Origin of the sequence: Giesbergeria sinuosa (assembly GCF_042652905.1) — a bacterium.
GTDB lineage: Bacteria > Pseudomonadota > Gammaproteobacteria > Burkholderiales > Burkholderiaceae_C > Simplicispira > Simplicispira sinuosa.
In genome coordinates, this window is sequence record NZ_JBHSHJ010000008.1 from 38386 (window position 1) to 63104 (window position 24719).

The following is a 24719-nucleotide window of genomic DNA, read 5'->3' on the forward strand; positions in this document are numbered from 1 at the left end:
CCCACTTTAAAGTGGGCTTTTTTTTGCCTCAAAAATCCCGGCTACCACATTCAAGGTGTTCAAAGCCGCCAACCTATTTTGCGCTATGGTGTAGCTCCCGCAGGAGACCACCTTGAGCACCCACATTCAGCCTGGCTTGATCGCTTTACATGGCAACCGTGCCGAAACTTTGGCAGCCACGGTGTTTGCTTGGTTGCGTCAGCATCCTCTGGCACCGCTGGAAGAGGAGGTGGTGCTGGTGCAGAGCAATGGCATGGCCGAGTGGTTCAAGATGTTGCAGGCCCGTGGTGATGGTGTATGTGCTGCGGCGCGTGTGGAGTTGCCATCACGCTTTTTGTGGCGCACGTATCGCCAAGTGTTGGGTTGGGCGCAGGTGCCGGCCCAATCGCCAATGGACAAAACGCCACTGACTTGGCGTTTGATGCGCCATTTGCCTGCGCTGTTGGATGTGCCTGATTTTCAGCCGGTGGCCCGTTTTCTGCAGTCGGGGGAGCCGGATCGTTTGTTGTCATTGGCCAGTCGATTGGCCGATTTGTTTGATCAGTATCAGGTCTATCGTCCTGATTGGTTGGCTGATTGGAGTGCGGGCCGTGATGTATTGGCAGCTCCGGGGCGGCCAGACGTGGCGCTGCCACCAGACCAATATTGGCAGCCGCTGTTGTGGCGTGCCGTGTTGGACACTCTGGGTGAACGTGAGCGCAGTGCGATTCGTCCCCATATTCATCAGCGGGCTTTGCAGGTGTTGCACCGCGCAGGCGTGCTGGCACAGCCTGTAGCGCGGCGCGTGGTGCTGTTTGGCATGACCCATGTGCCACTGTCGGTGTTACAGGTGTTGGCAGCGTTGGCTGAATACAGCCAGGTGTTGTTGGCGATTCCCAATCCCTGTCGCTTCCATTGGGCAGACATTATTGATGGACGCGAGTTGCTGCGTATGGAGCGCCGACGCCAACCTTTGCGCAGTGGTTGTGACCTGGCGGCCTTGCCACTGGAGCAGATGCACGCCCATGCCCATCCATTGTTGGCCGCTTGGGGTCGCCAAGGACGTGATTTTGTTCGCCAGTTGGATGAGTTTGATGATGCCCAGCAAGCGCAGCAACGATTTTCTTTGCCGCGTGTGGATCTGTTTGATGAGGAGGATGACACCCCCGAAACCCCTTGGCTGACCCAAGTGCAGCACCGCATTCGGGATTTGGTTCCATTGATAGAGCATCCAGCCAGCACGCTGTTGCCTACAGATCGGTCGATTGTGTTTCATGTGGCCCACAGTGCGCTGCGGGAAGTGGAGGTTTTGCACGATCAGTTGTTGCGCTTGTTAGCCCAGTCTTCTGGAGAACAAGCTGCTTTGCAGCCTCGTGATGTGGTGGTGATGGTGCCCAATATTGACACGATGGCACCTGCCATTCGGGCGGTGTTTGGTCAGTATGGGCGCCATGATGCACGCTACATCCCTTTTGATATTACCGACTTGAGTGCGCGGGCCAAGAGTTCGTTGGTCACGGCGCTGGAGTGGTTGTTGCGGCTGCCGCAGCAACGTTGCCGACTGAGCGAGTTGCGCGATCTGTTGGATATTCCGGCGGTGGCAGCCCGTTTTGGCGTGGCAGAGGATGCTTTGCCACGCCTGACACAGTGGATGAGCGGGGCTGGTATTCGTTGGGGTTTGAATGCCGATCAGCGGGCTGATTTGGGGCTGGATGCTTGTGGCGCACAAAACACGGCCATGTTTGGTTTGCAGCGTATGTTGCTCGGTTATGCCAATGGAAATACCTGTTTTGCCGGTATGGAGCCTTACCCAGAAATCGGTGGGCTAGAGGCAGAACTGGCAGGCGCACTCGCCAGTCTGTTGCACCGGCTGGAGTGGTGGCGAGAACAAGCGCATGTGTCTGGTACTCCAGCACAGTGGGCTGAGCGTTTGCGAATCTTACTGGCAGAGATGGTGCAGGCGGTTGACGATGCAGATCGCGATATGTTGGCGGCCTTGGAAGATGCCTTGGTGCGTTGGCAGGATGCTTGTGTCCAAGCTGGGTTTGCCGAATCGATTCCGTTGTCGGTGGTGCGCAAGGCTTGGTTGGATACTTTGCAGGAGCCCTCGTTGAATGCGCGTTTCAGGGCTGGGGGTGTGACCTTTTGTACCCTGATGCCCATGCGTGCGGTGCCTTTTGAGGTGGTGTGTTTGTTGGGCATGAACGATGGTGACTATCCACGCCGCGTGCCTCGGAGTGATTTCGATTTGATGGCTTTGCCTCGTCAGCACCGTCCGGGAGATCGTTCACGCCAAAGTGATGACCGACAGTTGATGTTGGAGGCGTTGTTGTCGGCACGGCGGATGTTGTACATCAGTTGGAGCGGGCGTAGCGTGCGCGACCACAGTGAGCAGCCTCCCTCGGTATTGGTATCCCAGTTGCGCGACTATTTGGCAGCGGGCTGGGGCAACGAGGCTTTGGCCCAGCGCACGACTGAACATCCATTGCAGCCTTTCAGTCGCCGTTATTTTGAGGGAAAGCCAGATTTGTGGACTTATGCCCGAGAGTGGCGTGCTGCACATGCCTCCCCAGAGTCTGTGGTGCCTGCCGCGGCAACTGGGGCTTGGGTGCCCGATGTGCAGGTGCCATTGACAGTGATGAAGTTGGCCGCTTTTTTACGCCATCCCGTGAAGACGTTTTTTCGCGAACGCTTAGGGGTGGTGTGGGATGCTTGGGACGAAGAGTTGGCCGACGAGGAGTCTTTTGGCTTGGATGGTTTGCAAGAGTACGGCGTGGTGCGCACCCTGATGGAGGAGGTGTTGCTGGCACTGGCACCGCAGTTAGGAGGGGGGGCAGCACCAGACACATCGCCTGACGAGGTTGGTCGGTTGGTGACGATGCATGTACAACGTTTGCGGGCTGCGGGGCAGTTGCCTCTGGGTGGTTTTGCAGACCGAACGCAAGCCCAACTGACTGAGGCGCTTTTGCCTTTATTGCATGCTTGGCAAGTGGCACAAGCGCAATACCCGCAAGCTGCCGAGCGGGTGCCGCTGCGTTGTGTTGCCCAAACAGAGCTGGCTGTTGCTCTGGTGCTTGAGGATTGGCTCGAATCGTTGCGTCGAGGGGCAGAGGGGGGCGTGGTATGGCTGGAGCTGACGCCATCGCGTTTATTACAACCGGGACGTGACCCTAAGGTGCGTACCGACAGATTGTTGCAGCCCTGGGTGCGCAGTCTGGCTGCGGCAGCCAGTGGTGTGCCTGTGGAGGGCTTGTTGGTGGGCCGCGATGCGACCTTGCATTTGCCTGCGGTGCAGCCGCAGGAGGCCCAGGAAGTCTTACAGCGTTTGCTGCAACTTTGGCATGATGGTATGCAGGAGCCATTGCCACTGGCGCTGCATACCGCACTGGCGCATGCAGAGGGAGGGGAGCCTGCGCTGGCCTACGATGGTGATTTTCAGCGTGATGGCGATGTGGCCGAGCCTTGTCTGGCGCGTTGTTTCCCAGACTTTGAGGCGCTCAGTGCTGATGGCCGTTTTTCCTTATTGGCGCAGCAGTTGTGTGCCCCTTTGCTGGCTTGGTCGCGCACCGTGAAGATCACGCGCCATGCCAGCTCTGAGATGGCAGGAGTGGCAGCATGAGCATTGCTTTGCATCCTATTGATTTTCCGCTGTGGGGCAGTCGGTTGATGGAGGCCAGTGCAGGCACTGGCAAAACCTGGACTATTGCGGCTTTGTATTTGCGCTTGATCTTGGGCCACGGTGGTGAGAACAGCTTTGTACGGCCTTTGCGACCTGCAGATATTTTGGTCATGACATTTACCCGTGCGGCCACACGGGAGTTGTCTGACCGTATCCGCTCCCGTTTGTTGGAGGCTGCACGGTGTTTTCGGGACGAAATACCGGTGGCCGAAGGTGACCATTTTCTGACCGAGTTGCTGGCTGCTTACCCAGAAGGCCCAGACCGTACCAGTGCCGCTTGGCGTTTGGCGGTGGCCGCCGAGGGCATGGACGATGCGGCCATACACACCATTGATGCTTGGTGCCAGCGCATGTTGCGTGAGCACGCTTTTGACAGTGGTTGCCCGTTTGATGAAGAGTTGGCCGCCGATGAGCGTGCTATCCAAACCGCTGCGGCTCAGGATTACTGGCGTCAGAACTGTTATCCCTTGCGGGGGGAGTTGCTGGACACGGTTTTGCAGGTGTGGGGCCAGGTGGCGACGTTGGTGCAAGACATGCGCAGCCTGAGCGGACAGATTTTGCCCGCCGGGGTTGGTGCAGGCACGCTGGCTGATTGTGTACAACGCACCTTGGCCGAGCGCCACCGCGCGATGGTGGCACTCAAAGCGGGGTGGGCTGAGCGTGCGCAGGCCATGCAGCAATGGCTTGATGATCAGACTGCGCCCAAAACCTGTGATTGGGACAAACGCAAGTTGGCTACGCGCCACTACAGTGGCTGGTTGGGCACAGTGAGCGCCTGGGCGCAGAGTCCAGCCAGCGATGGGTTGGATTTGACAGCATCTGCCTGGCACCGGCTCAGCCCTGAGGGCTTGTGGGAGGCCCGCAAGTCTGACGCGCCATCTGTGGTGTTACCGGGGTATTTTCAGGCGTGGGCAGACTTGAAGGCGGCTTTGGAGGCATTGCCTTCGGTGGCCGTGGCTATGCGCTTGCACGCCAGTGCCCAAGTGCAAGCCCGGATGGCGCAGCTGAAGCAACAGGCTGCCAGTTTTGGTTTTGCTGACATGCTGCAACGCCTGAATCAGGCTCTGGCAGGGGCCAATGGTGAACGCCTGCGCGAGCGTATCGTGGCGCAATATCCAGTGGCGTTGTTGGATGAGTTTCAGGATACTTCGCCACAGCAATACCAATTGTTTGTGCAGATCTACAGTCCAGCAGACAATGATCCCCGCTCTGCGCTGCTGTTGATTGGTGACCCCAAACAATCGATCTATGGCTTTCGGGGGGCTGATATTTATAGTTACCTGGCGGCACGCCAAGCCACGCAGGGGCGGCATTACATGCTGGGCACCAACCACCGCTCTAGTGACTCTTTGGTGGCAACCGTTAACCATCTGTTTGCTTGGGCGGAGCAGCGCCCTGGGGCCGGTGCTTTTTTGTTTCGCCGGGCGGTATCGCAAGACAATCCATTGCCATTTGTGCCAGTGCAGGCCAAGGGGCGTATGGAGCAGTTTCAGGACGCACAAGGCACGGTGCCCGCAGTGGCATTGCACTACGACTTAGAGTTGCGTAAGGCACAGCAACATCGGCGTTTGTTTGCTGCTTTGTGTGCCGAGCGCATTGTCACTTGGCTCAATGATGCGCAGGCTGGTTTTGCCATACCGGGGCAGCCCTTGCAACGGCTGCGGCCAGCCGATATTGCGGTGTTGGTACGCACCGGCACCGAGGCTGAAGCAGTACGCCGCGAGCTGGGCCGACGGGGTGTTGCCTCGGTCTATCTGTCCGATAAGGATTCGGTGTTTGACAGCAATGAAGCGCGTGATTTGCTGCATTGGTTGCAGGCGGTATCGGCACCGTTGGATGTGCGTCGTTTGCGTGCAGGGTTGGCTACGTGCACTATTGGCCTGTCGCTGGCAGAGTTGCTGCAGCTGGCGAGCAACGATGAGGTGCTAGACCAACGCACCGAGCAACTGCGCGGCCTGCAAGCCACTTGGCAAACCCAAGGGGTGTTGACCATGCTGCACCAGACTTTGCACCAATTGGATTTGCCCGCCCGTTGGCTGACGGAGGTAGGCGGCGAGCGCCGCCTGACCAACTTTTTGCATCTGGCCGAGTTGTTACAGGCTGCCAGTGCTGAATTGGATGGGGAGCAGGCATTGATTCGTTGGCTGGGGCAGCAACTGGAGGCTGAACGCAGTAGCAGCGATGAGCAGATTGTGCGTTTGGAGAGCGATGCCGATTTGGTCAAGGTGGTGACGATTCACAAAAGCAAGGGACTGGAATATCCGGTGGTGTGCCTGCCTTTTGCCAATAGCTTTCGTCCAGTGGAGCGGCGCAGTACGTCGTTTCTGCAACTGACGGACGAGAGTACAGGGGCGCGTACCTTGCACTTGGCACTGAGCGATACCGCCATCGCACAGGCTGACCGTGAACGTTTGCGCGAAGATATGCGCTTGTTGTATGTGGCCCTGACGCGTGCGCGCCATGCGCTGTGGTTAGGATTTGCGACCACCAAGGCGCGCAACAGCGAGCAATGCGTAGCGCACCAAAGTGCGTTAGGCACTTTGTTGGGAGGTAACCAGGCCCGTGATGCTGCCGATTGGCGTGCGCCACTGGAGGCGTTGGCGCAAGGGCAGGCCGGTATAGCCTTGCATGCGGTGGCTGGTGGGGATGTGCGTGGCACAGTGCCTTGTACGAGGCTCATGGTGCGCACCAATTTGGCACCGTTGCACGAGCAAGGGGTTTACACGGCCCATTTTGACCGGCGCTGGAATGTGGGCAGTTTTTCGCAATTGGTGCGTGGTGCGGCTGGTCTTGTGCCCTTGGGGGCAGTGGTGCCGTTGCCGCGCCCGGCAGATGATGAGCAACCGCTGCCCACCGCCGAAATAGAGGGTGGGGCCGTGCGTGTGTTGGTTCCGGCCGCGGGTGATGCACCCGTTTGGCACCAGTTCAAGCGTGGCCCAGTCGTGGGCAACTTTTTGCATGAGCAATTGGAGTGGTTGGCGCGCGAAGGTTTTGCCTTGGATGGAGAGTCTGCACTGGCTGATCGTCTGCGCCAGCGTTGCGTGCGGGCGGGTTATGCAGAGGAGGCAGAGGCCGTAGTGCAGTGGCTCAGTGCTGTGGTCAGCACGCCGCTGCCGGGCGTGGGCGTGTCGTTGCAGGCATTGGAGCACGCTTTGCCGGAGATGGAGTTTTGGTTGCCCACGAGCCAGTTGCCGGCTGTGCAGGTGGATGCTTTGTGCCAGCAGTATGTGCTGGTGGGGCAGGCGCGTGCGCGATTGCCAGAGCGCACTCTGCATGGCATGTTGATGGGTTTTGCCGATTTGGTATTTGAACAGGGAGGGCGCTATTGGGTGCTCGATTACAAATCCAACTACCTTGGCCCAGATGCAACGTTCTACCATGCAGCGGCGCTCGATGGTGCCATGCTCACCCACCGCTATGACGTGCAGGCCGCCCTGTATCTGCTGGCATTGCACCGCCTGCTGCGTCAGCGGTTGGGGGGGCAGTATGTGCCAGAGCAGCATTTGGGCGGGGGCTTGTACCTGTTCTTGCGTGGTATTGACGGGCCACAGGCTGGTGTGGTCATGGTGGAGGCCAATCTGGCCTTGGTAGAGGCACTGGATGCTTTGCTGGGCGAGCCGTCCCTTTCTGTGTGAGTACCCTGGCGTTGGAGCAGCCTGTCATGTCCTTTTCTGTTGAGTTGCCTGTAGATACCGCCCCTGCCTTGGTGCCTGCCACTGTGGCAGACACGCTGCAAACCCTGCGCCAGTGGAGCGAAGTGGGTTGGCTGCGCCGTCTGGACAGCGCCCTGGCCGTTTGGGTGGCCGATCTGGACGCCCAAGCTGAACCGGCCTTGTTGGTGGCTACGGCCTTGCTCACGCACTTGGAAGGCCGGGGGCATACCTGCCTGCCATTGGCACCGTTGTTACAACGTCCAGCGGCTGTGCTGGGGTGGTCTGCCGATGCCCTGAGTGCGCTGGAACTGCTTTGGGCAGTCTTGCCTTCCACGTTGTCTGGCTGGCGTGCCGCTTTGCTCAACAGCCCCGTGGTGTATGACGCTGCTGGACTAGGCCAAGATACCGGTCAGCCGCTGGTGCTCAGTGGTGCAGTGGAGGCGCCCCGACTGTATTTGCGCCGTTATTGGACTTATGAACAGGCAGTGGCGCAGCAGATTGCGGAACGGACGGCAGTTCCTGTGCCGGTAGAGCCTGCTATGGTGCGGGGCTGGCTAGATCGTCTATTTGGGGCCACTTCGGTGGGCGAGGCCACCTTCGGTTGGCAAAAATTGGCTTGCGCCATGGCGTTGCGGGGGCGGCTGTCGGTGATTACGGGGGGGCCAGGTACAGGCAAAACCTATACCGCAGCCCGATTGCTGGCGCTGCTGTTTGCAGTGGATGAGCACCCCGAGCGTTTACGGGTGGCGTTGGCTGCCCCAACGGGTAAGGCAGCTGCACGACTCAAACAGTCCATTGATGCGGCTTTGGCTGGGTTGCACGAACGCTTGGGCGCTACTCTCAATTTGCCTATGCTCACCCAGCGCATGGGGCCAGCCCGTACTTTGCATGCCTTGCTGGGGGCGCGGCCCGATACGCGCCAATTTCAGTACCACGCGGGCCGTTTGTTGGATGTGGATGTGCTGATCGTTGATGAGGCATCTATGGTGCATCTGGAGATGATGGCGGCCTTGCTGGCGGCCTTGCCTGCTTCGGCACGTGTGATTTTTCTGGGAGACAAAGACCAACTGGCCTCGGTGGAGGCAGGGGCCGTGCTGGGTGATTTGTGCCGCGACGCCCAAGCCGGGCGCTATAGCGCAGAGACGGCGGATTATGCGCAGGCTGCTACAGGGCAGTCGTTGCCCGTGGAGTATCTGGTGCCATCGGGCAGCGCAGCGCCCCCTTTAGCGCAGCATACGGTGATGCTGCGCGAGAGTCGCCGCTTTGTTGGCCCGATTGGTCAATTGGCTTTGGCCGTAAACACGGGTGAGGTGGCCGCCGCACGGCGTTTATTAGCCCACGGTACTGCGCAGGTGCTGTGGCGGTTGGATGCCAGCGATGCGGGTGCAATATTGCCGTTGGCAGTGCAGGGGCGTCCAGGCGCTTTGGCCTGTTATCGGTGTTATCTGGAACAGTTGGCGCAGCGCCCTGTAGGAGGGAGTGTGCCTGAGCAGGAAGATTGGGTGCGGCGTGTGCTGGCCGAGTTCGAACGCTTTCGTTTGTTGTGTGCTGTACGCGAAGGAGATTGGGGAGCCATCGGTCTGAACCGGGCCGTAGAGCGGGCTTTGCAGCGTGCAGGGCTGTTGCATCCCCGTGGCGAGTGGTATCTTGGCCGTCCAGTTATGGTTACACGCAACGACCCTGTGTTGGGGGTGTTCAACGGTGATATTGGTATCACATTGCCCGCTATTCAGGAGACTGGGCGGGCTGCAGGCAGCTTGCGTGTGTATTTTGCTGATGGCCCCCAGTTGCGCTCGGTGGGTGTGAGCCGTTTGGCCCATGTGGAAACGGCCTTTGCCATGACTGTTCACAAAAGCCAAGGCTCGGAGTTTGAGCACACGGTGCTGGTCTTGCCCCCGCAAGCGGGGCCGGTGCTGAGCCGAGAGTTGGTTTATACCGGTATCACCCGCGCTCGTCTGGCCTTCACCTTGGTGTCGGCCCAGCCGGGGCTGTTGACAGCCGCCATGCAGCAGCGCACGCAACGCGCCAGCGGCTTGCAAGACTTGTTGCAGCACGGGTGGGCTGCCTAAAGTGCTGTGGCTGCCGTTGGTGCCCATCCGCCTTTCTGTGCTGCGCAGGTGCTGGCTGATCCGCTGCGTGCTGGTCGTGTGGCTGGCCATAGTAGGGGGGGCTGTGGCCTCGCCCCTGTTGCGTCCGGTGGGGCTGGAGCAGGTTTGCTCTGCAATGGGGCCAGCCCGCTGGGTGGGATATCAGGATGGACTGCTGGTGGGTGCGGTAGACCACCTGCTCGATTGCCCCTTGTGCATGGGCACGGCTGCTCCACCCACAGGCGCTTCTGTACCAAGTGCCCCCAGACAAGAGACAGAGAACAGACAGGTGCTGATGGACGCTGCGCCTTGGGTGTGGCGGGCAGCGGCGGCGTTGCCTGCCCGTGGGCCGCCCACGACAGCACTGGGCACCGCAGCGTTTGTGATGCGGGTGCTACAGACCCTGTAGTTTGTTGGAGGGCACCCAGCCGGGTTGCCTGTGGATTGGTTTTTTGAGAGGTGCTACATGCGGTGGCACCGGAGTATCTATATGTTGTTGCAACGCTTTGTTTCCCCTTTATTCCTGACCGCTGTGCTGTGTGCTGGTGTGGTTCATGCCCAGACGGTTGCTCCTGTGGTGGCAGAAAATGCGTGGGTGCGTGCCAGTGTCGTGGGCCAAAAGGCTACGGGTGCTTTCATGCGCTTGACGGCGAGCAGTGCCGCCCGTTTAGTGCGGGCAGAGTCTCCTGTAGCCGGTGTGACCGAGATCCATGAAATGAAGATGGATGGTGATGTGATGAGAATGCGGGCAGTGGCTGGTTTGAACCTGCCAGCAGGCACCGTGGTAGAGCTCAAGCCGGGCGGATACCACGTCATGTTGATGGATTTGAAGGCTCCCTTGGCCCAAGGCACACAGGTGCCTTTGACGCTGGTGTTCCAAGATGCCCAAGGGGCACAGTCACAGTTGTCTTTGCAGTTGCCAGTCAGTGCCAAGATGCCAAGCAATGCCCCAGTGCATGGGACAGCCCACCACCACTAAAAAAGTAGACTGTATCGCTCTGTGGCTTGTCACTGCCTTGGGTTAAGCTGTAGGCATCTTTTGATCACCCAGCGGAGCGGCCATGAGCGATACATCCTCTTTCGGTTTTGGCAATTTTTTGCCAGGCTTTGACTTTTTGCAAAACCTGACCCAGGGGGCGGCCAGCAGTTTGCCGCAGATGCCCAATATGTCGAGTTGGATAGCACCCACCATCAGCGTAGAGGAGTTGGAAAAACGCATTACCGAGCTGAAGGCCGTGCAGTTTTGGTTAGAGCAAAACTCCCGCGCACTGACGGCCACCATCCAAGCCCTCGAAGTGCAGAAAATGACGCTCGCCACGCTCAAGGGAATGAATTTCAGCATGGCGGACATGGCCAACGCCTTCACTATCAAAAAGACGGATGCCAGTGCCAGCCCTGCGCAGGCTGCTGCTCCGGCAGCACCACCGGACGCTGCCAGTGAAACGGCCAGTACCGCGTCTGCCGAAGCAGCTCCCAGTGTGGTAGACCCCATGCAATGGTGGGGGGCATTGACTCAGCAGTTTCAGCAAATTGCTGCAACGGCCATGACCGAAGCGACCAAGGCGGGAGCCACCGATCTGGCGGCAGAAGCCTTCAAGACGGCTACCGATATGGCGGCCAAGAGTGTGCAAACGGTCAAGGAGGCCACCCTGCAGGCAGCCACAGTGGCCAGTGCAGCGGCACAACAGGCCAGTCAGGCGGCAGCACCTGTCAAGAAGGCCACAGCACGCAAGGCGGCACCCACACAGAGCACACCGGGCGCAGAAGATGCTCCGGCTGAGTCCGATACAGAGCCGCGCAAAGCGGCGGTGCGCCGTACCAAGGCGGCCCGTTGATCGTCTTTGCTGGTTGGATCGGCCTGTTATGAAACGCTGTCCCACAGGCCATGCGACACATCCCCAGTGGCGTATGGCTGCTGCGTTGGCGCTGGCCCAATTGCGGGCGCACATGGCCCTGCCTGGTTATGCTGATACGCCCAATTTGGGGCTGCTCTACATCACGGATCACTATGCCAGCGAGGCGCAGGGCATACTGGATTTTTTCAGTGCCGAGTTGCCTACCGTCACCGATTGGAGTGGCATGGTCGGTATCGGTGTTTGTGCCAGTGGGGCAGAGTATTTTGATGAGCCTGCGCTGTCGGTGATGTTGCTGGAGCTGCCAGTGGACCAATACCGTGTGTTTTCGGGGGTAGCGCCACTGCCCCGCACTGGACACAGTGGTTTTACGGCGCGCACAGCACTGGTACATGCCGATGGCCGTACCCCTGATTTGCCAGGCTTGATTGCTGAGATTGCCGAGCGCACAGACAGTGGCGCTGTCTTTGGTGGTTTGGTAGCCAGCCGTGGTCGCAGTGTGCAGTTTGCTGTCAGTAGCAGTGGCACGGTAGCGGGTCAGGGTGCTGCCAGTGGTGTGTTTGACGGGGGGCTTTCTGGCGTAGCTTGGGGGGCGGAACTGGGGCTGGTGTCGCGTGTCACCCAGGGTTGCCAACCCGTGGGGCCGCGTTACCAGATCACGGCTGCACAAGACAATGTGGTGCTGGCGCTGGATGACGAACCAGCCCTAGACGTTTTGCTGCGCACATTGGGCGTGTCACTCCAGGCCGATCCGCACCAAGCGGTTGAAAAGGTGCGGGGCATCTTGGCCGGTCTGATGGATATGCCCAACAGCCACTCCATGCCTACCGTGCAGCACCCCGGTCATTTAGGCGCAGAGGTGCGGGTGCGCCACATCGTGGGGCTTGATGGCACTCGACGGGGTATTGCCTTGGCCGATCATGTGCATCCGGGTATGGGCTTACAGTTTTGCCAGCGCAGCCCTGCGGCAGCACGGGCAGATTTGGTGCGTATCTGTGCGGAAGTGCGCGAAGAGCTGACGCCAGACATGCTGGAAGTAGCTCCTGCCCATACGGTGCCATCGCCCGTGCTACCCAAGCACATCACTGGGGCTATTTATGTGAGCTGTTCGGGGCGTGGTGGCAGCCATTTTGGTGCGCCAGGTGCTGAGCTGCAATGGGTGCGCCATGCCTTGGGCGATGTGCCTTTGGTCGGGGTTTTTGCGGGCGGTGAGATTGCAGGCCACCATCTGTATGGCTATACCGCTGTGCTGACGGTGTTGACGGCACCAGAGATAGACGAGGACTGAAGAGCCCCACACAGTAAAGGCGCCACGAAGGCGCCTTGGTGATGGCATGAAACCGGGGGCTGCTGGTGGTCAGGCCGGTCTCGGTGCTGGCATCAGGCCTGTTCGGCGGCCTTCTTTTGCAGGATCACATACAGTTGATCCTTGAGGTGGAGTTTTTCTTTCTTCAGGTTTTCGATTTCAACATCGGTGCCAGGAATGGTGCGGGCTTCCATGGCCTTGATCTTGTGATCCAGGTCGTTGTGTTCGTCAAACAGGCGAGTGAAGTGGTGGTCAACATGCTTGAGTTGGGTGATCAGCTCGCGGTACTCGGGAAACATGGGTAATCCTTGTAAAGGGGGAGTTCGGGGCGCCGGACATCGACGCGCCACTGTTTGCAACTATACCCACCCTTGAACCAGACCCCAAGAACCCGAGTGCCGCACGGGCCTTGCAATGGGCCGCAAGTCAGCGGCGCATGGCTGCCAAAGCTGCAAATTCCCAACGGCGTGCGGCCAGCAACAGGGTGTAGCCTTCGCGTTGATTTTCAGGCAGTTTCTGGTCGGCCAGGTGTTGTTGGGCAAAGTCTTGCGCCACCCGTTGTAGGCGCTCCATGAAGGCGGGAGCCAAAGCTTGGCTGATGCTGCCATGCACCAGCAGCAGCCCCTCGCCGGGGCCGTCAAAACTGCCACCAAAATAGTCCAGCAGTGCATGCTCCCGAAAATACTGCATCACGGGCCCGTGGGGCCGCCAGCGGAAGGTTTTGGCGAGCTTGAGGCGATAGCGGTTCAGCGGTCGCAATTCGATGATGCCAATGCGGTCTAGTTGGGCCAGTGCCGCAATGGCCTGCGCCTGCGTCACGCGGTAGCTGTGGGTGATTTGTTCTAGTGTCCATTGGCTGAGCACGCAAATGGCAACCAACAGCAGCACTCGGTCGGCCACTACCGCTTGCTCTTGGGCGTGGCTGAGTTGGGCCAGCAGGGGCTGGGCCTCCAGCACACGCCGAGCCAAATCGGCAAAATCCAGTTTGAGTACGCGGCAGATGGCATCCATGCGTGACAGGGGCATGTCGCCTTTGGCCAACATCCGTTTCACGCTGGATTCGGCCATGCCCAGTGCCTGGGCTACATCGGCATAGGTCAGCCCGGCAGCCTTGAGTTCTTGCTTGAGGGCGATGACGAGGTCGGCAGTGGTGCTCATCGAATGCTCCGAGAAACCTCGGCATTTATGCCGGGAAGGAAAGGAGCGCAGCCGAGAGGCTGCACTGGGTTGAAAAAACGGGCTACCATGCCCGGATGAGCACCAAGGTGTACCGTTACCGCGTCAAGTCTTTGAACGGCTTGCTGAACCAGCAGGCGCGGGCGGTGAACTTTGTCTGGAACTTCTGCAACGACACGCAAAAGCGCGCCTTGAAGTGGCGCAAGCCTTGGCCTACCGGCTTTGACTTGAATAAGCTCACGACCGGCAGCAGTAAAGAGCTGGGCATCCACTCGGGCACAGTGAATGCAGTGTGTGAGCAATACGCCAAGTCGCGCAAGCAGTTCAAGCGCCCCTATCTGCGCTACCGTGGCAAACGCACGCTGGGCTGGGTTCCACGCAAAGGCCGGGAGTTGAAGCGCGAGGGCAATGCCTTTCGTTTTGCCGGTAACACTTTCCGCGTCTTTGATTCGCGCCCATTGCCTGAAGGCAAGATAAAGGATGGCACCTGCTTTGCTCAAGATCGGCGTGGTAACTGGTTCCTCAACATCGCGGTCGAAATGCCAGACGCACCCACCCGGCAGCCTTTGCGCGGTGTCGGGATTGACTTGGGCTTGAAAGAGTTGGCTACCCTGTCCACCGGCGAGAAAATCGAGCACCCGCGTTACCTTCGCCAATGGGAAGCCAAGCTGGCCCAAGCGCAGCGGGCGCACAAAAAATGCCAAGTGACCAACATCCATGCCAAGATGGCCAATTGCCGTATGGACTTTCTGCACAAGGCTAGCACGGACATCGTGCGCCGCTTTGATTACATCGCTGTGGGTAACGTCAGCAGCGGCAAACTGGCTAAGACCAAGATGGCCAAAAGCGTGTATGACGCATCTTGGCATTCCTTCAAAACCATGCTGGCGTACAAGTCGGTGGCGAATGGCGCGTGGTATGAAGAAGTGAATGAAGCGTTTTCTTCCCAAGTCTGTTCGCATTGCGGCGCACTGCCCGATTCGAGGCCGAAAGGTATCGCAGACCTTGGAATAAGGCACTGGGTTTGTTCGGAGTGTGGTGGTGCGCATGACCGTGATGTAAATGCCGCCAAAAATATTCTGAATAAATCCAGTGCCCGCTCGGGACATCGAGCGCCTGTAGAGGGAATCGCCGTCCTTTAGGGCGGCGAGGATGTCAAAGATACTGCCAGTATCGCCAGATGCGTCTGGTGCAGGGTTTTGTGCTTTGTTGTAGCGGCAGGTGGGCACAATCTGCAACACGCCTTCCCGCCATCCTCTTACGAGCCTGCCATGCCCCACTCCGAGCACCCGAACCAGTTTGCCCTGCTGCGCCAGCGCCGCTTTGCACCGTTTTTCTGGACGCAGTTTGCTGGGGCGGCCAACGACAACCTGTTCAAATTTGCTTTTACGGTGCTGGTGACTTACCAGCTGCAAGTGGCATGGCTGTCGCCCACATTGGCTGGGTTGGTGATTGGGGCGTTGTTTATTTTGCCGTTTTTGCTGTTTTCGGCCACAGCAGGCCAGCTTACCGACAAGTTTGAAAAGACGCGCATCATCCGCTTTGTCAAAAGCCTAGAGATTGCCATCATGCTGCTGGCTGGGGCGGGTTTTATGCTGGGCAGTGTCGGGGTGCTGCTGCTGTGTACTTTTTTGATGGGGGTGCATTCCACCCTGTTTGGCCCGGTCAAGTTTGCTTATTTACCCCAAGCACTCAACGAGCGCGAACTCACCGGTGGTAACGGCATGATTGAGATGGGCACTTTTGTGGCTATTTTGTTGGGCAATGTGGCCGGTGGTTTGTTGGTGGCCCTGCCCAATATAGGCCCGACCATGGTGGCCTTGGCCTGCTTGGGGTTGGCCTTGGCCGGGCGGGTGCTGGCGCAGTTTATTCCGGCAGCTCCGGCCACCGATCCCCATCTGCAGATCAACTGGAACCCCATCAGCGAGACTTGGCGTAACCTCAAGCTGGCACATGGCAACATTGTGGTGTTTCGCTCGTTGTTGGGCATTAGCTGGATGTGGTTCTTTGGTGCCGTGTTTTTGGCCCAATTTCCCAGCTTTGCCCGCGATGTGTTGCATGGCGACGCCCATGTGGCCTCCTTGCTGCTGGTGGTGTTTTCGGTGGGCATTGGCACAGGCTCGCTGTTGTGTGAAGTGTTGTCGCGCCGCCATGTAGAGATCGGACTGGTGCCGCTGGGTGCTATTGGCATGACGGTTTTTGCCGTCGATCTGTATGCGGCAGCACACAGCTTGCCCACAGTCGCGCAGATGGGTGTGACCGCCTTTGTGGCCCAGCCTGCCCATTGGCGGGTGATGTTGGATTTGCTGCTGCTGAGTTTGTTTGCCGGGTTGTATAGCGTGCCCATGTATGCGTTGATCCAGATGCGCAGCCAGCCCACGCACCGCGCACGCATCATTGCGGCCAACAATATCCTCAATGCGTTGTTCATGATTGCCAGCTCTGTATTGGCGGGGGCTTTGTTGGGGGCTGGCTGGACGGTGCCCGAGGTGTTTTTGGCTACTGGGTTGGCTAATGCTGTGGTGGCTGGCTATATCTTCTTGTTGGTGCCTGAATACCTGTTGCGCTTTATTGCCTGGGTGTTGTCGCGTTTGGTGTATCACTTCAAGGTCAAGGGCGATGAGCATCTGCCTACCAGTGGTGCCGCCATATTGGTGTGCAACCATGCGGGGTTTGTGGATCGGGTCTTGCTGATGGCGGCCAGCCCCCGGCCTATTTGTTTTGTGGTGGAGCCTGCTTTGTTGCATCAACCTTGGGGTGGTTGGCTGTTGCGTTTGTCCAAAGCCATTGCCTGGGCGTCTGGGCCAAACGATGCACTGGCACGCCAGCAAGCGCAGGCTACAGCGTTGCAGGTGCTGCGCGAAGGTGATTTATTGGCCGTGACCTCAGAGCAAGACAGCCTGCAATTGCTGGCGCAAGCCCACGCAGCAGGCATTGCCGTGTCTTGTGTACCTTTGGCCCTGCACCAACCTGCCCATGCGGCTTGGGGGCGGGTGCAGTTGCAGGTGGGGGCCGCCTTGGCCCCCACAGATTGCACTCCGCAGGGGCTGCGCCAGCGTCTGGATGCTCTGCGCCCCTGAGCTGGTGTGGTGCCGAGGAGGCCATTACGCCAGGTCTGCTGGGCTGAGGCAACAGCAGTTGCGCCCTTGGGCCTTGGCGCGGTAGAGGGCGGCATCGGCAGCGCGCAATAGATGTTCGGGGTGGGTGCCGATACGGGGGATGCCTGCGGCCAGACCGACACTGACAGTCACTACTGGCCCCAGAGGGGAGTCGGCGTGTGCAATGGCTGCGGCTTGCACGGCCACACGGATGCGTTCGGCGCTGGCATAGGCATCGGCAATATCTGCACCGGGCAGCACCAACACAAACTCCTCGCCACCATAGCGGGCTACCAGTTCGCCAGCCCGGTGGATGCCTCCAGACAGAATGTGCGCTACTTGTTGTAAACAGACATCGCCCGCCTGATGACCATCGTGGTCGTTGTATCGCTTGAAAAAGTCTACATCCAGCATGATGACTGCCAGTGGCGTGCCTTGTCGGGTGGCACGCTGCCATTCGGTTTGCCAGACTTCGTCAAACTTGCGTCGGTTGGCCAATCCGGTCAGGCTGTCGGTGGTGCTCAGGGTGGCTAGCTGGTGGTTGGCCGCTTCTAGTTCGGCAGTGCGTTTGCGCACACTGTCTTCCAGCATGGCATTGGCCGCTTGGATTTCTTGGCCCAGACGTTCGCGTTCGCGCAGTTCTTCGCGCAAGCGGCGCGAGAATACAACACTCACGCCAATCAGCAACAGCACTGCCCCCACACGCAACCCCAGGGCGGCGGTGCGGGCCTTGGCAAAACGCTGGGCCTGTGCGCCCAGCTCTGCCGTGAGGGCGCCAACGGCGGTTTCACTGTTGATCTCGTAGAGCTTTTTGGTGAGCAGATAGTCGTCATCAAACAACAAGCGCCGCGCCTGCAACCATTGTTCTTGTCGCATGGCCGCAATGGCATGGGCTTCAATGGTGCGCAATTTGTCATGGTCTGCCTGTACCACCGTGATCTCGTCAGACAGGCCCAAAGTGGCTGTCAGCTGTTTGACCGATTGCAGTGTGCTGTCCAGATCCGTTCCTACCCGGTCATAGGTGCTGGCACGCAAAGTGTTTTCTTCTAGCACTGCCGTGCTCAACATGCCGTTGAGTTCTTGCTGTAGGCGTGCCATGCGCTCCAGTTGGGTATGTACGGTCAGATGGCGTTCGTGCATCTGCTCGTTGTGTATGTCTACATACCAGCCAATGGCCGTGGTCAGAACCAAGATGGCAATGGCAATATAGATGCTGCCCAGAAGCTTCATGACGGCGGCGGATTACTCAAGCACCTTGTCCGCCTTTTTTAGCAGCGCGGGGGCTAGTTCCACGCCTTGCGCTTTGGCCGCGCGCAGGTTGATGGCCAGACTGAATTTTTCTACCGGCCCCCAAGGAATATTGCCAACGGCGGCTCCCTTGAGTACCAGTGCGGCCTTTTTACCTGCAGCGTAGCCCACCAAAAAGTAATCTAGTCCGTAGGCTGCCACAGCACCACGCGCAACGCTGTCTACATCGCCAGCAAACAGGGGTATTCGGTGTCGGTTGGCCACGGCCACCAGTGCTTCCAGATTGGCGACGGTGGTGTTGTCGGAGGTGATGGTAAAAGCCTGCACTTTGCCCACCAACGAAGTGGCTGCTGGGCCGACCTCGTTGCTGTGGCGGATGGGTACTTCGATCAGCTCCAGCCCTAGCTGTTGCGCCGCTGCCCGCATGGCCTTGGTATGGGTGATGGAGTTGACTTCGGCGGGGTTATAAATGGTGCCCCACTGTTTGGCCTGCGGCGCCATCTTGGCGTAGGTCTCCATTTGCAACACCACAGGCCATAAATCACTGACGCCGGTCACATTGGTCTGTGTGGTCTGGCCGCGCTCACTGCGCTGGGGCACGATGCCTGCACCCAGTGGGTCGGTAATGGAAGAAAAAATAATCGGAATGCTGCGTGTGGCCTGCACTACGGCCTGTGTGGTGGGCGTGGCAATGCTGTGGATCAGGTCGACTTGCTCGCGCACCAAGGTTTGGGCAATGGCATGGGCTTGTTCTAGACTCCCTTGGGCATTGTGGCGCAGATAGCGAAGGTTGGTCCCTTCTTTAAAGCCCGCACTGAGCAGTGCGGCCTCAAAGCCTTTTTGGTCGGCATCCAGTGCTGCATGGGAGACGATTTGTGTAACCCCAATACGGATGATCCGGTGGTGGCCCTGCGCTAGGGCGTTGCCTGCCCAACCCAGAGCACTGGCAGCCAATGCGCAGCCGGTTTGCAATAACTGGCGTTTGCTCGGGCAATCGAGGCGATGGTGCATGGTGATCCCATAGTGAAGAACGGTTTTTGTTCTGAAACTCTAAAAATGGACAACCCGTAGAGCTTGCAAATGCTTGCATCAAGATAAGATGAAACAAATAGTAGCTGGAATCGTATAGGTTTTTACTAATATGCCGATAGGGGTTCTTCCTGCATGGCCTCGATTTGCTCGTGCAACATGTCTACTTGGCCGCGCCAATAGTCGCTGCTGCCAAACCACGGGAAGTTGATCGGAAAAATGGGGTCTTGCCAACGCCGGGCCAGCCAGGCGCTGTAGTGAATGAGGCGCAGTGTGCGCAGGGGCTCTATCAAGGCCAGTTCGCGCCGATCAAATGGGCGCAGTTGTTCGTAGCCCTCTAGCAAGGCACTGAGTTGCCCGGTGCGCTGGCGCCGGTCGCCCGAGAGCAGCATCCACAAGTCCTGAATGGCTGGCCCCATGCGTGCATCGTCCAGATCAACAAAGTGTGGGCCACCGCGCCCGTATTCGTCCAGTGGTGTCCAGAGAATGTTGCCGGGGTGGCAGTCGCCATGCAGGCGCAAGGCGGTGGCATGGGGCAGGCCGCCGTGGGGGCCACCAGTGGCAGCGATCAAGGCCAGTGCTTGTTCGCAAGCATCGCGCCAAGCAGATTGCACGTCCAGTGGAATGATGGCTTGCGCCAGCAGCCAGTCGCGTGCCTCGCTGCCAAAGCTGGTGGCATCGAGTGCTGGGCGGGCGACAAAAGGCTGGGCTGCCCCCACGTTGTGGATGCGGGCCAGAAAGCGGCCCAGCCATTCCAGCACTTCCCAATCGTCCAGCTCAGGCTGGCGGCCACCACGCCAAGGACTGACCGAAAAGGCAAACCCGCCATGTTGGTGCAATGTCTGGCCTTGCAACACCAGTGGAGCCACGGCAGGCACCTCGGCCTCTTGCAGTTCGGCGGCAAAAGCGTGTTCTTCCAGAATTTGTGTCTGGCTCCAGCGTTCGGGGCGATAGAACTTAGCCACCACACGGCTGCTGTCCTCTAGCGTTACTTGGTAGACGCGGTTTTCGTAGGATGACAACGCCATCAAACGCCCATCACCATACAGGCCAACGCCAGCCAGTGCATCCAGCACCACATCGGGCGTGAGGGAAGAAAAAGGGTGGTGTGCAGCCCTAGGGGCAGTGGAGGCGTTCATGCAGCCATTGTCGCGTGCCCTTGGCAATAAAAAAAGCCGGAAATATACCGTGGTGGTACATGCCGGCTTGATGGCGCCAACAGGGCATGGCCCTGTTGGCTGGTGGGGGTGTTGCTCAGTACTTGTATACGCCTTGGCCCGTCTTGCGGCCCAAGCGGCCAGCGGCCACCATTTCCTTGAGCAGTGGGGCAGGACGGTATTTGCTGTCGCCAAAGCCGTCTAGGAACACTTCCATGATAGCCAGACAGACATCCAGACCAATCAGATCGGCCAGCGCCAGTGGGCCCATGGGCTGCCCGCAACCCAGCTTCATGCCTGCATCGATGTCTTCGGCGGTGGCTAAGCCTTCGGCCAACACAAAGAAGGCTTCGTTGATCATGGGCACCAGAATCCGGTTGACCACAAAGCCGGGGTTGTTCTTGACGGTGATGGGCGTCTTGCCCAATGCCTTGGCCAGTGCCTGCACGGCATCGTGGGTTGCATCGCTGGTTTGCAGACCTCGAATCACCTCTACCAGCGCCATCATGGGCACGGGGTTGAAGAAGTGCATGCCCACAAACTTGTCGGGGCGGCCTGTGGTGGCGGCCAACTCGGTGATGGAGATAGACGAGGTGTTGGTAGCGATGATGACTTCAGGATCGACCAGCGCATCAACCTGCTTGAGAATCTTCACCTTGATGTCGTGGTTTTCGGTGGCGGCTTCAATCACCAGTTGTGCGGCCTTCAGGTCGTCGTAGCTGGTACTGGTTTTGATGCGGGCCAAGATGGCATCTTTGTCGGCGGCGCTGATCTTTTCTTTCTTGACCAGGCGATCCAAGCTGCCTGCAACAGTGGCCAACCCTTTTTGTACGGCGGCGTCAGAGATGTCTACCAGGATGGCGTTGATACCCGCAACTGCGCAGGCTTGCGCAATGCCGTTGCCCATGGTTCCGGCGCCGATGATGCCGACAGTGGTGATGGTCATATACAAAATCCTCTTTAAAGTAGAACAAAGGCCACACAAAAGCTGCCCGTGGGAGTAGCCCCACGATGCGCAGTGACACAGCATAACCAAGTTCATTGACAGCATCGCGATTTTGGAGGCGCATATCGGCCCGTCTTTGCTGGTGGGCTGGTGTGTGCCGTCTGGATTACAGTTTGGCGTTGCGTGGGCCGCTGGCCCTGTTCTTCTGGTTTGATCTGTATTTTTTTGAAAGCACTCCATGACCACCCTTGGCACTCCCTTGTCTCCCCATGCCACCAAAGTGATGCTGCTCGGTTCGGGCGAGTTGGGCAAGGAGGTGCTGATTGCCTTGCAGCGCCTGGGTGTAGAAACCATCGCCGTAGACCGTTATGACCATGCTCCTGGTCAGCAGGTTGCCCACCATGCGCGCACCATCGCCATGAGCGACCCAGCACAATTGCAAGCCTTGATCGAGGCCGAAAAGCCCCACTGGGTCGTGCCTGAGATTGAGGCCATTGCCACCCCGATGCTGGAGCAGTTGGAGGCAGCCGGTGTGGTGCGTGTGATTCCTACCGCCCGTGCTGCGCGCCTAACGATGGATCGTGAAGGCATTCGCCGCTTGGCAGCCGAAACCCTGGGCCTGCCCACCAGCCCCTATCGGTTTTGCGATTCCTTGCAAGCGTTGCAAGCCGCCATTGATGGCGGCATTGGCTACCCCTGTATCGTTAAACCGGTCATGAGCAGCTCGGGCAAGGGCCAAAGCAAAATAGATGGCCCACAAGATGTGCAAAAGGCGTGGGATGTGGCGATGGCCGGTGGCCGGGTCAGCCACGGACGGGTGATTGTGGAGGGCTTTATTGATTTTGATTATGAAATCACCCAGCTCACAGTGCGCGCCTTGGATGCTGAGGGCCAAGTAGCCACCCATTTTTGTGATCCGATTGGCCATGTGCAGGTTGGCGGCGATTATGTTGAAAGCTGGCAGCCCCACCCCATGCACCCGGTGGCGTTAGAAAAATCCCGCCATATTGCCAAGACCGTGACCGACAACCTGGGCGGCCAAGGGCTGTTTGGCGTCGAGTTGTTTGTGAAGGGGGAGCAAGTGTGGTTTAGCGAGGTCAGCCCCCGTCCACATGACACGGGCCTTGTCACCCTGTGTACCCAGCACCAGAGTGAGTTTGAACTGCATGCCCGTGCCATTTTGGGTTTGCCGGTAGATACCAGCCTGCGCAACCCCGGTGCCAGCGCCGTGATTTATGGTGGCATGGAGGCCACTGGCATGGTGTTTGACGGTGTAGACGACGCATTGCGCGTGCCAGATACCGATTTGCGCCTGTTTGGCAAGCCGGAGAGCTTTGCCAAGCGCCGCATGGGGGTGGCGCTGGCCCGTGCTACTGATGTAGACGTGGCTCGCCAAAATGCCAAGTTGGCTGCCAGCAAGGTGCGTCCACGCCGGGTCTGAGTGGGTGGTTAGGCGCCATCGGCGTGTGCATGTGCCGTGGCGAGCTTGAAGACGGACACGGTTCTGACCAGATCTGCGGCTTGCTGGCGCAGGCTGTTGGCGGCAGAGGCCATCTCTTCCACCAGTGCGGCATTTTGTTGGGTGGTCTGGTCCATGTGAACGATGGCTTCTCCCACCTGTTGCACGCCTGCACTTTGTTCATGGCTGGCGTTGCTGATCTCATGCATCAGTGAGGCAACCTTCTGAATCTCTGCAATCGCCGATTGCATGCTGTGGCCTGCCTTTTCTACCAGTACGCCCCCGTGCTGGATTTGCTCCACGCTGTTGCTAATGAGCTCTTTGATTTCTTGGGCGGCTTGGGCCGAGCGGCCTGCCAATGCCCGCACTTCACTGGCTACCACGGCAAAGCCCCGGCCATGCTCTCCGGCGCGGGCAGCTTCTACTGCTGCATTGAGGGCCAAGATATTGGTTTGGAAGGCAATGCCATCAATCACCGTGATGATTTCTGCAATACGGTGGCTACTGGCCTCAATGCCCTTCATGGTTTGTACCACCTGCTCCACCACTTGACCACTGTCAATCACCACTTGGCTGGCATCTTGGGCCAGATGGTTGGCTGTTTCCGAATGATCGGCGTTGGTTTTGACGGTGCTGCCCAACTCTTCCATAGAGGCGGCTGTTTGCTCTAAGGCACTGGCCTGGCTGGCTGTGCGTTGGCTTAAGTTTTGGTTGCCTTGCGCAATTTCGGCGCTGGCCAGAGCGACGCTCTCGGAGCCGGTGCGCACTGTGGTGACCACACGGGTCAAGCCTTCGCCAATGCTGTTCATGGCGTGCAGCAAATCGCCGATTTCGTCGTGCCGTGATTCTGTCAGATGCCCGGACAAATCGCCCGAGGCCAAGGTGGCGGCTACTGTGCAGGCTTGTTGGATGGGTTGCACAATCATGCGCCGGATAAACACAAACCAGGCGGCTGCTAATAAACCCACTGCCAACAGTCCCAACATGGCAAACCAGAAAATCAGTCGATGTGCTTGCGCTGTGTACTCTTCTACATAGGTGCTGGCAGCAATCACCCAGTCCCAGCTGGGGTGGTGGGCATAGGCAATCAGTTTTTTTCTGGGGGTGGTTTCGTCAGAGCCTTGGTTCATCCAACGGTAATGCAGGGTGCCGTTCTTTTTCTCCAGCATTTCGCGAATAAAGAACTGCCCATCTGCATCTTGGGTGTCTAGCAGGTTTTTGCCTTCTAGCACTGGATGCACTACCAGTGTGCCCATGTTGTTGCCAGGCTTAGAATCTAAGATGTAATAGTAACCAGATTGGCCGACCTTCAATTTCTTGATGGATTCTTTCATGTTGGCAAAGAATTCTGAGAAATCCAAGCCAATAAAAAGAATACCCAGCACATTGCCTTGGGCATCTTTGATGGGGTCGTAGCGGGTCATATAGCGCCGCCCAAACAAGGTGGCAATACCCATGTAAGCTTGGCCACTTTGCACTTTGGGGTAGCCAGGATGGGCTTTGTCGAGCAGGGTGCCTACAGCACGTTCGCCTTTGTCATCTTTGAGGGAAGTGGTGACGCGCACAAAATCATGCCCGTCTTTGACAAACACCGTGGCGATGGCCCCTGTGCTTTGTGTGAAGTGATCTACTACCTGATAATTAAGATTGATGGGGGTGCCATTGACCCCAAGCACCGGAACTTGCCGATCTTTGATGGGCATTTTCTCGGCAGAAATTTCAAAATTGCCAGAAAAATTACGAGAAAAGCTTTGGGCTAAAAATTCTGCGCGTCGGTACAGATCTGTATCACTGGCTTCCAAAAAGCTCACCATCATGTGAATATGCTGGGCCAGTTCGTCTTCGGCTCGCTGCTCAATGTTTTTTGAAACAAAAAAACCAATCAAACCAATCAATGCTGCCAATACAAGGGATACCAAAATGAAGTTGGCAGCGGCCAGTTTTTGGCCTAGACCCAGGGATTGGTATTTGTTGGATAGAAGCGTCATGGGTTTTTTGTCATAGAGAGGATGACAAGGAGCCATCCAGTTCGTACATCGCGTGACTAAT

Annotated in this window: 17 protein-coding genes; 10 read left to right on the forward strand and 7 right to left on the reverse strand. The window is 58.4% G+C overall.

The genetic code is table 11. From position 1 onward, the window contains the following. The first annotated feature begins 112 nt into the window (after window positions 1-112). The 7 genes from recC to ACFO6X_RS10850 all read left to right on the forward strand — a co-directional run bounded on the left by recC (window position 113) and on the right by ACFO6X_RS10850 (window position 12539). On the forward strand, window positions 113-3598 hold the full coding sequence (gene recC / locus ACFO6X_RS10820; protein WP_382432880.1) for an exodeoxyribonuclease V subunit gamma: 3486 nt from the start codon (window positions 113-115) through the stop codon (window positions 3596-3598). Beyond that, window positions 3595-7293 (forward strand): exodeoxyribonuclease V subunit beta, encoded by a 3699-nt coding sequence (recB, locus tag ACFO6X_RS10825; RefSeq protein WP_382432882.1) that lies wholly within the window; start codon window positions 3595-3597, stop codon window positions 7291-7293. Before recC ends, recB begins: the two co-directional genes overlap by 4 nt. 26 nt (window positions 7294-7319) lie before the next feature. Continuing rightward, the gene (gene recD, locus ACFO6X_RS10830) at window positions 7320-9380 is read left to right on the forward strand and encodes an exodeoxyribonuclease V subunit alpha (RefSeq protein WP_382432884.1); all 2061 of its coding nucleotides are present in this window, start codon (window positions 7320-7322) and stop codon (window positions 9378-9380) included. Between the two features lie 19 nt (window positions 9381-9399). Further along, window positions 9400-9807: a hypothetical protein gene (locus tag ACFO6X_RS10835; RefSeq protein WP_382432886.1), complete on the forward strand. Its 408-nt coding sequence runs from the start codon at window positions 9400-9402 to the stop codon at window positions 9805-9807. A gap of 81 nt (window positions 9808-9888) precedes the next feature. After that, window positions 9889-10377, forward strand: a complete 489-nt coding sequence (locus ACFO6X_RS10840; protein ID WP_382432888.1) for a copper chaperone PCu(A)C — start codon at window positions 9889-9891, stop codon at window positions 10375-10377. Between the two features lie 82 nt (window positions 10378-10459). Beyond that, window positions 10460-11233, forward strand: a complete 774-nt coding sequence (locus ACFO6X_RS10845) for a PhaM family polyhydroxyalkanoate granule multifunctional regulatory protein (protein WP_382432890.1) — start codon at window positions 10460-10462, stop codon at window positions 11231-11233. Window positions 11234-11261: 28 nt separating this feature from the next. Then, on the forward strand, window positions 11262-12539 hold the full coding sequence (locus ACFO6X_RS10850; RefSeq protein WP_382432892.1) for an FIST signal transduction protein: 1278 nt from the start codon (window positions 11262-11264) through the stop codon (window positions 12537-12539). A gap of 92 nt (window positions 12540-12631) precedes the next feature. On the opposite strand, the gene ACFO6X_RS10855 is transcribed toward ACFO6X_RS10850, so the two are convergent. Together ACFO6X_RS10855 and ACFO6X_RS10860 are read right to left on the reverse strand one after the other, a co-directional pair. Further along, complete coding sequence (locus tag ACFO6X_RS10855; RefSeq protein ID WP_382432894.1) at window positions 12632-12856, reverse strand: YdcH family protein; 225 nt, start codon at window positions 12854-12856, stop codon at window positions 12632-12634. Between the two features lie 127 nt (window positions 12857-12983). After that, a complete protein-coding gene (locus ACFO6X_RS10860; protein ID WP_382432896.1) occupies window positions 12984-13715 on the reverse strand; it encodes a helix-turn-helix domain-containing protein in 732 nt (243 codons plus the stop codon). Between the two features lie 95 nt (window positions 13716-13810). Here ACFO6X_RS10860 and ACFO6X_RS10865 point away from each other — a divergent pair, with 95 nt between their 5' ends. Continuing rightward, entirely contained in the window at window positions 13811-14875 is a 1065-nt protein-coding gene (locus tag ACFO6X_RS10865; protein WP_382432898.1) for an RNA-guided endonuclease InsQ/TnpB family protein, read from the forward strand. 129 nt (window positions 14876-15004) lie between these two features. Further along, the gene (locus ACFO6X_RS10870) at window positions 15005-16813 is read left to right on the forward strand and encodes an MFS transporter (protein WP_382432900.1); all 1809 of its coding nucleotides are present in this window, start codon (window positions 15005-15007) and stop codon (window positions 16811-16813) included. 24 nt (window positions 16814-16837) lie between these two features. On the opposite strand, the gene ACFO6X_RS10875 is transcribed toward ACFO6X_RS10870, so the two are convergent. The 4 genes from ACFO6X_RS10875 to ACFO6X_RS10890 form a co-directional block, all read right to left on the reverse strand. Beyond that, window positions 16838-18061: a GGDEF domain-containing protein gene (locus ACFO6X_RS10875; protein ID WP_382432902.1), complete on the reverse strand. Its 1224-nt coding sequence runs from the start codon at window positions 18059-18061 to the stop codon at window positions 16838-16840. Window positions 18062-18073: 12 nt separating this feature from the next. Further along, on the reverse strand, window positions 18074-19090 hold the full coding sequence (locus tag ACFO6X_RS10880; protein WP_382432904.1) for an ABC transporter substrate-binding protein: 1017 nt from the start codon (window positions 19088-19090) through the stop codon (window positions 18074-18076). Between the two features lie 125 nt (window positions 19091-19215). Continuing rightward, window positions 19216-20247 carry a serine/threonine protein kinase gene (locus ACFO6X_RS10885; protein WP_382432906.1) on the reverse strand — a complete coding sequence of 344 codons (1032 nt, stop codon included), beginning with the start codon at window positions 20245-20247 and terminating at the stop codon, window positions 19216-19218. A gap of 115 nt (window positions 20248-20362) precedes the next feature. Further along, entirely contained in the window at window positions 20363-21211 is an 849-nt protein-coding gene (locus tag ACFO6X_RS10890; RefSeq protein ID WP_382432908.1) for a 3-hydroxybutyryl-CoA dehydrogenase, read from the reverse strand. A 238-nt stretch (window positions 21212-21449) separates the two neighbouring features. On the opposite strand from ACFO6X_RS10890, the gene purT reads away from it, so the two are divergent. Then, window positions 21450-22652 carry a formate-dependent phosphoribosylglycinamide formyltransferase gene (gene purT / locus ACFO6X_RS10895; protein ID WP_382432910.1) on the forward strand — a complete coding sequence of 401 codons (1203 nt, stop codon included), beginning with the start codon at window positions 21450-21452 and terminating at the stop codon, window positions 22650-22652. Window positions 22653-22660: 8 nt separating this feature from the next. Here the strand turns inward: purT and ACFO6X_RS10900 are convergent, their stop codons facing one another. Continuing rightward, window positions 22661-24658 carry a methyl-accepting chemotaxis protein gene (locus ACFO6X_RS10900; protein ID WP_382432912.1) on the reverse strand — a complete coding sequence of 666 codons (1998 nt, stop codon included), beginning with the start codon at window positions 24656-24658 and terminating at the stop codon, window positions 22661-22663. Window positions 24659-24719 lie beyond the last annotated feature (61 nt).

Coding starts and splice junctions, on each gene's coding strand:
- recB (WP_382432882.1), top strand. CDS start 3,595: ATGAGCATTGCTTTGCATCCTATTGATTTTCCGCTGTGGGGCAGTCGG.
- recD (WP_382432884.1), top strand. CDS start 7,320: ATGTCCTTTTCTGTTGAGTTGCCTGTAGATACCGCCCCTGCCTTGGTG.
- ACFO6X_RS10840 (WP_382432888.1), top strand. CDS start 9,889: ATGTTGTTGCAACGCTTTGTTTCCCCTTTATTCCTGACCGCTGTGCTG.
- ACFO6X_RS10845 (WP_382432890.1), top strand. CDS start 10,460: ATGAGCGATACATCCTCTTTCGGTTTTGGCAATTTTTTGCCAGGCTTT.
- ACFO6X_RS10850 (WP_382432892.1), top strand. CDS start 11,262: ATGAAACGCTGTCCCACAGGCCATGCGACACATCCCCAGTGGCGTATG.
- ACFO6X_RS10855 (WP_382432894.1), bottom strand. CDS start 12,856: ATGTTTCCCGAGTACCGCGAGCTGATCACCCAACTCAAGCATGTTGAC.
- ACFO6X_RS10860 (WP_382432896.1), bottom strand. CDS start 13,715: ATGAGCACCACTGCCGACCTCGTCATCGCCCTCAAGCAAGAACTCAAG.
- ACFO6X_RS10865 (WP_382432898.1), top strand. CDS start 13,811: ATGAGCACCAAGGTGTACCGTTACCGCGTCAAGTCTTTGAACGGCTTG.
- ACFO6X_RS10870 (WP_382432900.1), top strand. CDS start 15,005: ATGCCCCACTCCGAGCACCCGAACCAGTTTGCCCTGCTGCGCCAGCGC.
- ACFO6X_RS10875 (WP_382432902.1), bottom strand. CDS start 18,061: ATGAAGCTTCTGGGCAGCATCTATATTGCCATTGCCATCTTGGTTCTG.
- ACFO6X_RS10880 (WP_382432904.1), bottom strand. CDS start 19,090: ATGCACCATCGCCTCGATTGCCCGAGCAAACGCCAGTTATTGCAAACC.
- ACFO6X_RS10885 (WP_382432906.1), bottom strand. CDS start 20,247: ATGAACGCCTCCACTGCCCCTAGGGCTGCACACCACCCTTTTTCTTCC.
- ACFO6X_RS10890 (WP_382432908.1), bottom strand. CDS start 21,211: ATGACCATCACCACTGTCGGCATCATCGGCGCCGGAACCATGGGCAAC.
- purT (WP_382432910.1), top strand. CDS start 21,450: ATGACCACCCTTGGCACTCCCTTGTCTCCCCATGCCACCAAAGTGATG.
- ACFO6X_RS10900 (WP_382432912.1), bottom strand. CDS start 24,658: ATGACGCTTCTATCCAACAAATACCAATCCCTGGGTCTAGGCCAAAAA.